The organism is Microbulbifer maximicatervae (SeqCode) (genome assembly GCF_052467505.1).
Window position 1 is genome coordinate 1,566,587 of record NZ_CP174313.1, and the last position, 14,470, is coordinate 1,581,056.

Below are 14,470 nucleotides of genomic sequence, written 5' to 3' on the forward strand. Positions count from 1 at the left end.
TTTGATCGCCATTATGCCGATTGACTCCCAACAATCAATCAAAAAGCCCTAACCATTGCAAAACAGACGTACCACAGCTTTGCTATAAAGAGCCTAAATAACCCCCAACTCAGATAGTTTCTTTCTGGCAATTTCAATTCTTTTCTTTTGTACTTCCCGAAAACTGCTGCCATCTATGTTAATCGCAAAATAATGAATATTGTTATTGGACTCTACAATTCCAATATACCAGCCTAAAGCCTTATTTTTAGCTATTGGCCCTCCTCCTGTTTTTGCATATAACTTATAGGTATCAGTCTCCTCTACCAGCATCACTTCTTTAATTTTATCTATAGCTGACTGCGATACAGGTAATTGACCAGTAAATAAACGTTCCAGGAAGTCTACCTGCTCCAACGCGGATATTTTGATACTCTCATTGAGCCAGAAGGTATCAATACCAGACGAAGCATCCCGATTACCATAATTAAAACCTGCCAAATACTGATTCATTCTCTTCGCGCCAATCTCCGTTGCTAATTGCTGATAGATCGGAACCGCTGAATTTTGAAATGCTTCGCGAATTGTCAAAGGTCTTTCTGACCAGATTGTAGGCCACCACCCTTTAGCCGGGTATTTGTCATGATTATAGGTTAGCTCTTGTAACAGGTTCTCAACTAAACCCAAGTCAAGTGCAATAAGGGTATTTGGAACCTTAAAAGTAGAGAATGGTGTGAACTGTCTGGCTGCCCTCTCCCTATTAATTACCGTATATTCTGAGGTCCGACTATTCTTGAGCACAAAAGTACATAACTTGCTACATGAGCCCCCATCTTCTGCAATCACCGAGTTGCTGACACCAAAAACCAATATTGCAGCAGTGATAAACCATATAAAGTGTTTCAACCGGAATCTCCTTGATTTAGAGTGCGTAATACCCGAGGAACATCAATAAATTTAATCCGGATAAACTGGGTAATTAGCACACCGAAAAGTACCTTTCGGGTATTGGGAGGAGTTACTTGGCAAGTCAAGTAACTAAGAGACTAACAAACAGTCCTTATTAAGTAATAACTGTACCATCATTTAGAATTTAGGAAATACTGCCAACTGAACAAACTAGGCTTGGCGTTTCCTATTGATAAACGCCAAACCTTTTGTGTAAAAAGCGAGCAAAAATCTAGCTTTGGGCCATCTTAATTTCTGCGGTCTGAGTTATTCCCCATATCCCACAGAATTGGCTGATCGCCACCCATAATCGTTGAAGGCATTTGACCATTCCATTGCTGCGCGCGGATATATTCAACCAAGGTATGGTTTCTGGCAATCGCATCAGCTTTTGCTTTAATCGCTGCAGCTTCCGCTTCCCCTTTCTCCAGAATCGCAAAAGCTTCCGCCTCGGCCTCTACACGAATCTTATGGGCTTCACCATCTGCTTTAGCTTTGGTGGCATCACGGCGCGCATTAGCAGTATTCACCTCACGTTGCGCTTCCAGTTTTTGACGTTCCAATTTATGCTTTTCGGCAGCCGCCAGATTCAACTCTGTCTGCTTGGTTTCAATAGATTGGATGTACTTGGGAGGCAAGCTGATGCTCTCAATCTGTACATCTCCCAATTCCATAGGCAACCCCTTGGTTTCCTCCTCCAAGAGTTCCTCAATACGTCGAATTGCTGCATTCCGGTTCTGGATAATCTGCTCTGCCTTGAATTCAGCCAAACCAGCTTTACTGGCGCTTCTCAGCCTGGGATCGAGAATCCGCTGTTCAAATTGTTCCAAACCGCCATATTGCTTATACAAATCAATGGCTGCACTGCGAGTTACCGTCCAGTTCACCGCAGTCACTGCTTTTAACGGCATTTGTTCTGCAGTGGCGGCATTCATCGTCTCAACATTTTTCCGGGTTCTTACTTCGATTTCGACCACATTGTCCATAAATGGGACTTTCGTATGAATTCCAGGATCAACCTGTGAGATTGCCTTACCAAATCGCTTTACAATTCCTACGTGCCCCTCGTCAACCGTGAAAACAGTCCCCATGGCGATAGGAATAATCAGTAATGCAACACCAGCGAAAATTCCCTTCTTAAGATTTTCCACAAACTTTCCTTTAACTACTTACATCCAAAAACGGTTCTTAACTTCAAAGATGAATACATAAGCGGATATTCTTTAATCCCTATATTTCTAAATCAGAAGGGAGTACCAAATAAGCCCCACTAAAATTCACTCAAAATGACCCGCAGGATGATATAGATAATTTTTCAATAAAAAAAGTATGACGTTTCACTTCCACATATCAGTGGAACGAACTCTTTGAACCGTAATATAGAAGTAAGCTTCAACTATCCAACCGCGATCTTGTTTGTAGATATTTAGCGCACAATAAAATCGCATTCGCAATTTCAAATGCTAGATATACGAATAAAAACCGCCTTTTAAATTTGATCAAATACTTGAAGAGACACGTATACACAAAAATATATGTCAAAATATTTTTGGCCCTTCATGAATAAAAGATATAGGAGAGATACGCCTAAAACCACTACCAGATGAGCACTTATTACTTATGCAAATCCAGCTATGCCTCACCTAAGCAAGAATTGTGCGCCCGATAAAGCCTTGCCATTCAATCAAGCTCTCAATCAACGCTATTATCCATTAGCAATCACTTTCTCTATCAATAAGTAGAGGCCTTGACAATGAGTACTTCAGATTCATCGGACAAAAATGGCCCTGTCGAGGCCAACCCATACAAGTGGCCATATAATGGGGATCTCAGGCCAGAAAACACCGCTCTCGTGGTTATTGATATGCAGGTGGACTTTTGCAGCCCCGGCGGCTATGTCGACAAGATGGGATATGACCTGGAGGCAATGCGCAAGCCCATCGAACCCATCCAGCAAGTATTGAATGCGATGCGGGCAGAAAACTATCACATTATGTACACCCGGGAGGGGCATCGCCCCGACCTTTCTGACCTCCCTCCAAACAAACGCTGGCGCTCGCGACAAATTGTTGCCGGTATCGGCGACCCAGGACCATGTGGACGTATTTTAGTCAGAGGGGAACCTGGTTGGGACGTGATCCCTGAACTAGCGCCCAAAGCTGGTGAGGTCATTATTGATAAGCCTGGCAAAGGTACCTTCTTTTCTACAGACTTCGGGCTCATACTCAAGCTTAAAGGGATCGATAACTTGATTCTCGTGGGCGTTACAACCGACGTATGCGTACACACCACCATGAGGGAAGCAAATGATCGAGGATTCGAGTGCCTGCTTCTATCAGACTGCACTGGGGCTACCGACATCGGCAACCATGAGTCGGCTCTCAAGATGATTACTATGCAGGGGGGCGTCTTTGGCGCTCATGCAGATAGTGAGAAACTCCTAAAGGGCTTAGCAGAAGCATCTAAGAACAGGTGAGTACATAAAGTGTGATAGTTAGGGTAGAGCTTGTTACAGAGGTCGCTCTTCCCTAATTATGCTTTAAATCAAGCAGGCTCCTTAACTTTCAGCTCGCCAGCATATGACAAGATGAACCCTACTAGAAACATGTGTACGCTGACACTGAATTGATATTGCCCTTCACTTGCTGTTTCATAAGCCGTGACTTTAGGCCAAAGAAATTTTGGCAGAGGTATACCAAACAACTTTGTTTTCGAAAACTGATATTCGAGGGCTCCGTTGACACTATGAGCGGTAAACTGCATTTCTAGAGGACCGAGCTTTTCTACCAGGTAGTTTTTTTCTGAATAAAATGATGAACTCATCTTGAACCCATCGAAATCTCTCACCCAATCCATCCGATCGGAAAAGTGTCCACAATCTACAACTAACTGCGAACTTGAACTCGCCTTCGGGAATCTAAATATTGAACAAATAGTATTCGCAATAACTCCACCTCGTTTGACTACAACAGAACCCTCATACCTCTTCACCCCAGTGTGTGCAAATTGCAACAGTGGAGATAATTCATTGAATGAGGACCCCATATGAGCAGAAAGTATGTTCAATATTCACTCCTATTCACTTCCTTTACCCGCAGTACCATCTATACAGGTAACTGGCAGGTTGCAAATATTCAACCTGCCAGCGAACTCTCATTCAACTCGATGACTAAATCAAGCTTATTTGCTATTCGCTCTCAGAATAGTGCTCATAGCCCGGTGGGCATCAACGAACCCAAGCCCGGTGTTGTGATCACCTAACCAACTGCGGCGAGCATTATCTTTCAATGATTTGCTCACTATTTGAGCAGCTTCTACCCTGCTAAGGCCATAATAGTCTGCCATTTCAAGGAGCAATAGACTGACAGCCGCTAGTTGAGGCGCGGCAAAAGAGCTACCAGACTCAAAGTTTTGACTGGAAGCTGAATATACTGCATCGCCGGCAATAGCAAAGCTCTGCCTAATAGCCAAGGGGTTGTAACCCGGAACCGTCGCCGTAAGTGAGATCTCATTTGAGAATGGCTGGAGGTTGATTGCAAAAAACAAATTCTCAGCACCGGCTTGCCCTTCGTTCTGAGCAAGGAATGCCCTGATTAAATCCAGGTCATAGGTAAAGAAGCTGCCGAGTGGTGGTAGCTCCAAGCGCTCTCTCACATCGGTGTTGTTATGCTCAAGATCTGTACCTGTATTCCCCAGTGACTTGGTAAAAATCTTACTTTGTAAAATAGCGGAAAGATGCTCTGCAAACTCTGGGTCGAGTTGGTCATTGGTGATATGAAATGCACGGCTCATATTGATCACACTAATGTCATCTCGATACCGCATATAGGCCATTGCATCATTATAAGTTTTGCTCTCGGCACTAACGGGTACAATAGTCGCCTTCGGAGCAATATCCAAAATGATATCAATTACGGTGTTACCATGAAGGAAAGTAATGGGATCACCAAATGCAACTTCTGCTTCAATATTGGGATACTGTTCGCGCTGCTCTTGTAAGCGTGTCGGATCAAACAAATCAAAGACAGCAATTACCATACCCTCGCCATCAAAGCGTTTAGTCAAAATTTGCTGTTTCAGTTTATAACCGGGTACATGGGGAAGCAGTAACTCATTAATTGCCAACCTGAAGAGATTCAGGTCAGCAATAGCCGCATCAAATTCTGACCTATACTGATTCTGGTAATCTTCTGGCTGAAACGTGTACAGAAGCTCGGCTAATACAATAAATTCTGTGATTGACTGACCCCACTTGTGCATCAGCAGCTCATCAACCATATAGTGGGATTTTGCCATTCCCGAATATTGATCAAAATCAGCTGCCAGATACTCTTCAATAATTGGAGTTACCGGCTCTTCCCAAGGCCAGGGGGTTAATTCTTTCACAATCTCTAAGGAATCTCTGGCCTGCTCAATATCTGGGGTTGAAGCAAATATATTGAGGCTACCCAGCAACATTAAGATTGTTAGTATTATCCTATTCAAAACTATTTCCTTGTCATGAAAAATTATTAGATAGTGTTTGTAGGCTGCTACAAGCCACGGGATATAAATAGTCCCAGTGACAGGAAAAGCTCGCAGCCTGGAAATAGGATCACGAATGGTGAGGAAAGGCAACAAAGCAAATATATAGAAATTACAAAGCTAATATCGCCCATAAAATAAAAGATATTCGGTTACCTCTGACATCAAAATCTAGAGAAAGTCTTACTCTGAATTTGGCTCGGCCTCAGCTTCTAGTCAATGCAGAAGATCACTATCCCCCAAAGACTGGCGGCATGCACTTATAGCGGGAATAGCAGCCACAATTAATGTGCTTACCAGTACTAAAGCTAAAAGCACAATCGTATGTTCGCCTATAACAACGCCGTCCAAATAGATTCCAAATTTATCTATCAGAATTGGCTCAACCAGCCAGCCTCCCATTACCAATCCAGAAACAGCAATTGTCGCACCTAAAAGTAAAACCAAAAATGCCTCAGTCTGGATCAATAGGAATAAAAACAAAGGGCCAGAACCTACAGTTCTCAGTAGTGCTATCTCCAGTCTGCGCTCGCGCATCGTGGAAAGTAGTAAGATACATAAGCCAAGTAATGCAGCCAAAACCACCATAGCTGAGACAAAAAATAATACCTTTTCTATACCACCGGATATCTGCCAAAGCTCCGATAGTGCAATGCCCGGCAATATTGCCAGCAGCGGCTCCTTCGAATATTCGTTTATTTTTCTCTGTACCTGAAATGTAGCTATAGGGGAATTAAGCCCGAATAAGAAGGCAGTAATGTTATTAGGCACCAGATCATCGTGCTCCGCATCAGCACCATGAACGGCTTCCAGTCCCGCCAAGCTTACATAGAGTGCTCGATCTACTGGTGTACCAGTAGGCTTGAGTATGCCACTAACGATAAAGGGGTTTTCACCGTGCTCAGTAAAGCGCGTTCCAACCAAACCGTGCGCCAATGTGAGAGTGTCATCAAGTTGGTAGTTGAGTTCCCGAGCGACCTCCGCCCCCAATATGACACTAAAAGTATCGATAAAATTCTGGCCGGTTGATAGCTCCAATGGCCTCTTATTCCCATACCGATAGTGATCGAGAAATCCCGTTGAGGTTCCCACCACCCTGTAACCTTGGTGCGAATCCCCCAGGGATAGGGGTATCGCCCAACCTACCTGGGGTAAGTGAGAAAGTTCCTGGTAGCTATCCCATGAAATATGATTACTGGCATTCCCAATGTGGAATACGCTGTATAACAAGAGATTCAATTGTCCCGTAGGCGCCCCAACAATAAGGTCTACTCCTGACACAGTTCGACTAAAGCTGTTTTTAGTATGGCTTCGCAACTGCTCGATCCCCAACATTAGAATCAAACTGATTGCTACAGACAATACGGCCAGTGACACACTACCCTTACGCTGCATCAGGCTTTGCCAAGCAAGTTTAAAAAACATCGGCTAAAGCCTCCGGTACAGTGTCCCACTCGGGCCTAAGTTTCCAGGCAATATTTATTTCGCGCATATCCATAACCAGAGGGAAGTGTCGTTCCAAAGAGCTATCGTGGCTGACAAAGATCAGAGTGCATTTCTTTTGCTGACATGCAGTCATCAACAACTGGACAAAAGCATCTCTCGCTTCAGAGTCCAAAGCAGATGTAGGCTCATCAACCAGCAATAACTGCGGTTCATTGATCAATGCCCGCACGATTGCCACCCTCTGTTGCTGTCCGACACTCAAGCTGGCCACTTTCTTGGGTAAAATTTCCTCTCCTAAACAGAGCCCCGTTAGCAGCTCATTAACCCTGCCGCGAAAATCGCCACGGAAACCAGAAAAGTGGGTAGCGACACGAATATTGTCCTCCACACTCAAATAGGGAATTAGGTTAAAGCGCTGAAATACAACGCCAATATGTCTCGCCCTGAAGCGATCCCGCTTGCGCTCACTCAGTGTACCCAGTGGTTGACCCAGAACCTTAAGGCTTCCAACTTTTGTTGACAGAATACCGGCCAGGAGGTTCAGCAGTGTTGATTTACCACTACCGGAGCGGCCACGTAAAAATACCTGCTCACCGACAGGCACTGACCAATAAGGGACCTCTAAAACCGAAGGACCTGTACGATAGGCGAAGCGCAGCTGCTCCACTTCAACCGCTAGTTTCAATTTCGTAGTGAAAGCATTCATCTTGCACCTCATTTGCAGCATGGATTTTTGCAAACAGATATATAATGATATATCAAATCATTTAATGCGATAAATAAACCCCAGCCATGAACAGATATCTCTTCTCATCAGCCTGCACCCTGGCAATCGTACTACTCGTAGCTGGCTGTGATAGCCCAGTTGAAACCAATCAAGTTTCAGCGCCAGTCGCTGAAGATACTCAAGTCAAACAGGTAAGTATCAATTATCGTGAAGTCAGCTGGGAAGAGTTAATCCCAAAAGATGATCTGGATGCGTTACTCAACCCACCAGAATACATAGATGATATTGTTGAAGGCTCCACTGCCGACTCAATGCCTAACACATCAGCTATTGCCACTACGAGCGAAAATGAAAGCCGCTACCAAGCCGCTTTGACTTCCACCCGAATAAAACCAGAGTTCGACAACCAACAGATACGTATTTCTGGGTTTATAGTTCCAATTGAATTCAATGACGAATTAACAATTTCCAATTTCCTTTTTGTTCCCTACTTCGGAGCCTGTATCCACCTGCCGCCCCCACCCCCAAATCAGGTTATCCATGGCAGTTTTCCTGAGGGGGTTCAAGTTGACGCTCTGCATGAACCTTTCTCTATAGAAGGGAAACTGAGAACATTGAAAATAGAAAGCGAGTTCGGAACTGCGGCTTACAGTATGGAAGTGGATAACATACAACCTTACACAGAATAATGTCCCCGGCGAGCGCTGCTCACCCGAGGACACTACTTCATCGATTGCCGGCTATTGGCCCATCTCCCGAACCAGGTATCCGGCACCGTCGATATTCTCCATTACCCAGAGAATGTAAGCGATGTCGACATGAATCGCCCGGGTGCTATCGGTGAAGTCCCAATCAGCATTGATACTATCGTAGGTTCCGTCAAATACGACTCCCACCAGCTCGCCGCGACCATTCATTGTCGGAGATCCTGAGTTACCGCCCGTAATATCTACGGTACTTAAGAAATTAACCGGCACCGAATCCAGCTGCTTTTCATAGTAACGGCCATAGCTCTTCTTATCGATAGCTTCCATCAAAGCCTTAGGGGCATCAAAGGGAGCCTCACCTGTGTACTTGGCCTTAATGCCACGCAAAGTTGTAAAGGGTACAAAACCTTGCTTACCGTCATTGCCGTCAGCGGCCTTCTTAATCGTACCTGCTGGTGGCTCATAGCCTTTGACCAAACCATAGGTCACGCGGAGGGAGCTATTTGCATCAGGATAAACCGGCTTACCCAGTGAGTGGTAATAATCAATCAGCATCTCCATATACTGTGGGCGCAATTGGGCGAAGCGCCCTTTCATGGACTCCTCATGCTCTTCACGGGCAAGCATATCATCGTACATGGCCACTGCCAGCTGGATAAACGGATCCTTGCTCTCTTTGAAGTCTTCGGGCTTTTTACCGATCCACGCTTCACGTACCTCGACATTGGAAAGCTCTGTTTCCTTATACATTTTGTCGAGAGTTGCCTCTAAGTCAGTATTGCCTTTGCCGATATTCAAGTAACGATCAAAGCTGGCTATACGCTGCTCCTTAGGGAGCGCCTGGTAACGGTCCAGGAAGTAAAGCCAGATCTGCTTGTCGACTGATGGGTGATAGCTGCGCTCTATACGACGCATGCCCTCTTTGAATCGGGTTAGATCCCGCTCCTGATAACCCGGCTTGCGCTCAGCATCCGGTTTTTCGTTCTCTTTGGCCAATCGATACAGTTTGCTCGCGGCACCCAGCATGGCTGAACGATCCATATAATCGATGGCCAGGTCCTGCTCACGGGTTGATTCTTTTTCTACAACCAGCGCCTCGAGATCATCGATCGTCGACTGGTATTTTTTCTCGCGGGCCTTGTCTGAATCCACCCAAGCTTGCAAATCTTTTTCCAGCTTTTCTTTACGCTGCAATAGATCGCTACGCTGGTAACCCTCCATCATGCCGGTAAAGTTTTTAGAGTAATTATTCAAACCTGCCACGAGGCTTGCATACTTTAACTCTGCATCTTTATTGTCGGCGGTAGCCGCACCAATCGTTTCTGACCACTCACCCAATACCCGCTGCATGTTTGGGTAATACCAATTAAAGTTACTTTCCACTTCCTGGGCGGTGCGATAGCGATTAGTGCGGCCAGGGTAACCGGCAACCATCACAAAATCGCCTTCCTTAGGGCCTTTTGCCGCTACGGGCAGGTAGTGCTTGGGCTCGTAAGGGACATTATCTTTGGAATAATCAGCCGGTTTACCATCTTTGCCAACATAGGCGCGGTAGAAAGCGTAATCGCCGGTATGGCGAGGCCACATCCAATTATCGATATCGCCGCCGAATTTGCCAATCGAAGACGCCGGCGCATGAACCAAACGCACATCGCGGATTTCCAGCTGCTTAACCAGGTAGTAATTCAAACCGCCGTAGTAGCTATAGACCTCACAGCGATGGCCCGGATCTTTTTCACACTCGGAAACCAGCGCCTTCTCCGCTTCTTCGATTGCGGCAAAACGTGCAGCACCATCCATCTCATCTGTCAGGCGTTCGTTAACCTTGTCCGTTACTTCGTTCATTGCAACGGTGACGTAGACGCGGGAGCCCGGTGCAGCAGGCAGCTCTTCAGACAAATCTCCGGCCAGGAAACCTTCAGCCAGTAAATCCTTGGATTCAGTTGAATTGTATGAAATTGAACCGTAGGCGCAGTGGTGGTTGGTAATCACCAATCCCGTGGGAGAGACAAAGGAAGCGGAACACCCCCCCAGGCTAATCACCGCATTCATAGGGAATTCAGTAAGCTTGGTCATGCTGGCTGGGTCCAGCTCGAGGCCATGACTGCGAAGCTCCTTGGACAATTCAGGCAACTGGTGAGGCTGCCACATCCCCTCGGTCGAAACACTTTCTTTCTCTGCAGCAAGGCTGGAGTAACTGGCTCCAGCGAGTAGTGCAGCAGTTGCAACCCCGTAAACAATAGAATTATTTATTTTCATATTTACTCAGCAATATTTAAAAAATAACAGGTTAATTTTGGGTACTTCCCAACGCTAACCCTGCCTTTTCCGGTACACCGAAAATTCACTCATAAACACGGCAGGCTGACAGAGTAACACACCCTCCCCGGCTGCAGGCCGGCACGAAGCTGCACCCCTAGCTAAATCCGGCCAATCATTGCCATTATTTCCCTGGCTCCTCCACTCAAGTGGGATAAACCATAAATACACATTTGATATACCGTATCATTTTGATTCAATCAAATCTGAGCAAAATGTGAATTACGACGACAGCAAGAAAGAAATCTGCGATAAACAGTTTTTCTGCTAAAAAGAACATCGCCGAATAATCTACTTGCGCCAGGCAGTGGTCAATACGCCTCACCAAGGTTCCCTCCAGCTGTCAGAACTCCCGATGAATTCGGTCTTTAAGCTTAACTCATCCCAATGTTGGAGGTTGCCTAGGCCGACCATCCTCAATGTGATATGTTATATCATAGCCCGAATTGAGGGGTGGGTAGTGCGAGTGAGGAATTTAGGCATTGCAGCGCCCGCCACAGCAGAGAGCAAAGCAATTAACCCCCCTGAAAATTGTGTTTATTAGCCGAAGTTACTTAATTGGAGATTAGCTTGAGCCTGACTGACTTTACAGAAAGAAGCCATGAGACACTTATCACACAAACTCCAAGTGCTGAACTGGCTCCGAAAGAGGAAGGACTGTCAGAGGCAGACCTGCCAAATATCCGTCGGGCCGTGTCTGCAGATAATGGAGAAGTTTTAACAGATATTTTCCAAGCTGATATCAATATGGCCATCTGGCAACGGGAACTGCCCAGTAGCATAGCCAGTGATTGCCGCACCCTCTTAAATAGTGGTGTACACCCCAACCGCAGGATTCTATTACCCACCTCCAAGATCGAGCACCTCGGTGAAGCATTGCCAGAGCTTGTTCCCTACCCGCACTTATGTGCTGATATCCAGCTACTGGCAGACATGTTCAGTTACCTATTTGAGCTAAGTGGAGTCGGTATTCGTTTAACAACCCTGAACGGTGCAATGTGCCCCAAGTTTCATGTAGATCGGGTGCCCTGCCGATTGATTACGACATATTTAGGTACAGGTACAGAGTGGCTGACTCCAGACTCTATTGCCCCTCATACACTCGACTTGAAGGCCAACCAGGAATTTCCTTCTACTTCCATCAATCACCTGGCATGCGGCTCGGTTGCCCTTCTCAAAGGCGAACTCTGGGAGGGCAATGAAGGGGCCGGTCTAATCCACTGCTCGCCGAGTGTCGAGCCCGGCCAACTGCGACTGCTACTCACTTTCGATTTCGGGTCCGCCGACGAGTAACTAGCGTGCACTTGGACGTAAAAATCTTATAAGGAATAACTCATGAAACTTACTGCGAACCTTTTCGCACTGATGACCCTATCTAACCTGGCCCATGGGATTTCCGGCCAGGTATTAGATTCTTCTGGAGAGCCCATCTATGGCGCTAGTATTGAAGTCGCGGGAAGTAGACAGCAGGCACAAACAGATGCGCAGGGCCGATTTTCACTTGAGGTGAATACTTCACAGCTCCGCGAGATCCATATCAATGCCCCGGGGCACAGCCATAAGACAGTAATTTTACAAGCTGGTCAGGATGAGCCCCTGAAGGTTACCTTGCAACACACTGTTATCGAGCAAATTGACGTAACAGCCACGCCATTACATGCTTCGACCATTGAATCAGCACAACCAGTAACAGTGGTAGCCGGCGAAGAGCTGCGTCGAAAACAAGCCTCCACTTTGGGAGAAACCCTCAAGAATGAAGTAGGGGTTCATTCCAGTTACTTTGGACCAGTAGCCAGTAGTCCCATTATCCGCGGACTCAACGGCCCCCGCGTTCTGATTACCCAAAATGGGCTCGATAGCGCTGATGCCTCCCGAGTTGGCCCAGACCATGTCGTCGCCACTGAGACCATTACTGCAGAGCAGATAGAAATCCTGCGGGGGCCTGCCACTTTATTTTATGGTTCAGGAGCCATTGGTGGCGTAGTCAATGTTGTAGATGAGCGGATCCCTACCTCTAGTGAAAACAGGACCGCTTACTCGCTGGGCAGCAATACCGTGGCAGATGAGCGCGAAGCCTCGCTGGCTCATACCGGCGGCAATGATCAGCTCGCGTATCACGTGGACAGTTTCTGGCGCAAAGGTGACAACTATGAAATTCCCACCTCAAGCGACTATGGCGAAGAATCCAGTGGGGTATTAGAGAACAGTGACTCAAAAAGCAAAGGGTTCAACATCGGTGGCAACTGGTTTTTAGATAATGGTTCAATCGGCCTTGCCTATGGACGCCTGGAGCGAATTAACAGTATTCCCGGGCACAGCCATTCGCACGCTGAAGAACATGAGGAACACGAGGAAGATGAGTCAGAGCATCATGACGAGCATGAAGAAGAGTTAGAAGTAGTCTCTGACTTGAAACAGGACCGCTGGCAATTGGCTAGCGAACTGTCACTGGATAACCCATGGTTGAGCGGCCTGGATGCCAGAATTGGCTACACAGACTACGAACATTCTGAGATCGAAAACAACGCTATCGGTACGACATTCAGTAATCAAACACTGCAAGCACGGGTCAACCTGCTGCTGCAAGATATGGCCGGCTGGCGTGGTGCAATAACCCTGGAAAGCAAAACCACCGATTTTGAAGCAATAGGCGAAGAGGCGTTCACTCCGCCGAGTACAACAGAAAGCTCAGCAATTGGGCTGATACAAGAAAAGCACACGGGTGAATTCCTCTGGCAACTAGGGGCCCGTGTCGAAAGAGTCACGGTTGAAGCTGCCGATGATGAATGGGAAGGAGAAAATCTCGATAAACTGGCTTTCACGCCCTATAGCGTTTCTGCTGGCTTGGTCTGGGATATCGCCGCCAATTACAATGCCGGGATCTCTTTTACCCACGCACAACGGGCCCCCAGCGCCGCTGAACTTTTCTCGTATGGCCCCCATATCGGCACCAGTAGTTTCGAAGTCGGCGCGCTCTTTAAACCGGATGATGACACAGAAGAGCCCTATTTTTACTATGAGAACAATGTTGATGAAGAAGTATCCAACAACATTGACTTGAGCTTTCGCAGGCATTCAGGAAATATCGGCTGGGTACTGAACTTATTCTACAACCAGATAGATAATTTCTACTACGAACGCAATACGGGCTACACCAGCGAAGACTTTGAAGAACACGATCACGAACAGGAAGAAGAGAGTCATGATCATGGCGAACTGCCGGTTTATGTCTTCGATCAAGCGGATTCGACACTCTACGGTCTAGAAGCTGAATTTGCCTGGCAATTATCCAAGCCTCTCACACTGACACTGTGGGGCGACACTGTTCGAGGAAAGCTGGATGACGGAGGTAATCTGCCTCGCATCCCACCTATGCGATTGGGCGGCATGCTAAATTATAGTTCCAATGGATGGGATGCAGGGATTGAGATTACGCATGCGTTTAAGCAAACCAAAGTAGCAGAACTGGAAACCGCCACCGCTGCTTACACACTTTTGAATACTGAGCTTGCGTACACTTTTCTAGGGAACCCAAACAACCTGACCGTTTACCTTAAGGCTAATAACCTGACGGACGAGTTAGCTTATGTGCATTCGTCCTTCCTAAAAGAACTTGCTCCACTGCCGGGGCGGAGCTTTAGTATTGGATTACGGGGCAGCTTCTAGTTAGGAATAGGATCTAGTATATCGGTAAAACCACCAACAAAAATTATTGCTGGTGGTTTTTCATACACAAACAACTCTCAATAAGAACTGAGGAATGTCCCTACATTCTCACAAGAGCTTCCCCTGGATCTATAGACACCAAGTATCTAACTAG

11 protein-coding genes are annotated in these 14,470 nt (G+C 46.4%); 4 read left to right on the forward strand and 7 right to left on the reverse strand.

Annotated elements, in window-relative coordinates; translation table 11 throughout:
• Window positions 1-93: 93 nt before the first annotated feature.
• Together ACJJIN_RS07020 and ACJJIN_RS07025 are read right to left on the reverse strand one after the other, a co-directional pair.
• Window positions 94-885, reverse strand: coding sequence for a penicillin-binding transpeptidase domain-containing protein (locus ACJJIN_RS07020; RefSeq protein WP_444897471.1), 792 nt, complete (start codon window positions 883-885; stop codon window positions 94-96).
• Window positions 886-1,175: 290 nt separating this feature from the next.
• Complete coding sequence (locus ACJJIN_RS07025; protein ID WP_444897472.1) at window positions 1,176-2,078, reverse strand: prohibitin family protein; 903 nt, start codon at window positions 2,076-2,078, stop codon at window positions 1,176-1,178.
• Window positions 2,079-2,680: 602 nt separating this feature from the next.
• Between ACJJIN_RS07025 and biuH the strand changes: the two genes are divergently transcribed.
• Window positions 2,681-3,403 carry a biuret amidohydrolase gene (gene biuH, locus ACJJIN_RS07030; protein ID WP_444897473.1) on the forward strand — a complete coding sequence of 241 codons (723 nt, stop codon included), beginning with the start codon at window positions 2,681-2,683 and terminating at the stop codon, window positions 3,401-3,403.
• A 68-nt stretch (window positions 3,404-3,471) separates the two neighbouring features.
• Here the strand turns inward: biuH and ACJJIN_RS07035 are convergent, their stop codons facing one another.
• From ACJJIN_RS07035 to ACJJIN_RS07050, 4 genes are all read right to left on the reverse strand, one after another.
• Window positions 3,472-3,993 carry a DUF4166 domain-containing protein gene (locus ACJJIN_RS07035; protein ID WP_444897474.1) on the reverse strand — a complete coding sequence of 174 codons (522 nt, stop codon included), beginning with the start codon at window positions 3,991-3,993 and terminating at the stop codon, window positions 3,472-3,474.
• A 114-nt stretch (window positions 3,994-4,107) separates the two neighbouring features.
• Window positions 4,108-5,412, reverse strand: coding sequence for a S8/S53 family peptidase (locus ACJJIN_RS07040; RefSeq protein ID WP_444897475.1), 1,305 nt, complete (start codon window positions 5,410-5,412; stop codon window positions 4,108-4,110).
• Between the two features lie 255 nt (window positions 5,413-5,667).
• Window positions 5,668-6,876, reverse strand: a complete 1,209-nt coding sequence (locus tag ACJJIN_RS07045; protein WP_444897476.1) for an ABC transporter permease — start codon at window positions 6,874-6,876, stop codon at window positions 5,668-5,670.
• Window positions 6,866-7,603: an ABC transporter ATP-binding protein gene (locus ACJJIN_RS07050; RefSeq protein WP_444897477.1), complete on the reverse strand. Its 738-nt coding sequence runs from the start codon at window positions 7,601-7,603 to the stop codon at window positions 6,866-6,868. Before ACJJIN_RS07050 ends, ACJJIN_RS07045 begins: the two co-directional genes overlap by 11 nt.
• A gap of 86 nt (window positions 7,604-7,689) precedes the next feature.
• Between ACJJIN_RS07050 and ACJJIN_RS07055 the strand changes: the two genes are divergently transcribed.
• Complete coding sequence (locus ACJJIN_RS07055; RefSeq protein ID WP_444897478.1) at window positions 7,690-8,313, forward strand: DUF3299 domain-containing protein; 624 nt, start codon at window positions 7,690-7,692, stop codon at window positions 8,311-8,313.
• A gap of 51 nt (window positions 8,314-8,364) precedes the next feature.
• Here the strand turns inward: ACJJIN_RS07055 and ACJJIN_RS07060 are convergent, their stop codons facing one another.
• Window positions 8,365-10,590: a S46 family peptidase gene (locus ACJJIN_RS07060; protein WP_444897479.1), complete on the reverse strand. Its 2,226-nt coding sequence runs from the start codon at window positions 10,588-10,590 to the stop codon at window positions 8,365-8,367.
• Between the two features lie 630 nt (window positions 10,591-11,220).
• Here ACJJIN_RS07060 and ACJJIN_RS07065 point away from each other — a divergent pair.
• On the forward strand, window positions 11,221-11,943 hold the full coding sequence (locus ACJJIN_RS07065) for a DUF1826 domain-containing protein (RefSeq protein WP_444897480.1): 723 nt from the start codon (window positions 11,221-11,223) through the stop codon (window positions 11,941-11,943).
• Between the two features lie 42 nt (window positions 11,944-11,985).
• Window positions 11,986-14,316 carry a TonB-dependent receptor gene (locus ACJJIN_RS07070; protein ID WP_444897481.1) on the forward strand — a complete coding sequence of 777 codons (2,331 nt, stop codon included), beginning with the start codon at window positions 11,986-11,988 and terminating at the stop codon, window positions 14,314-14,316.
• The last annotated feature ends 154 nt before the right edge of the window (window positions 14,317-14,470 follow it).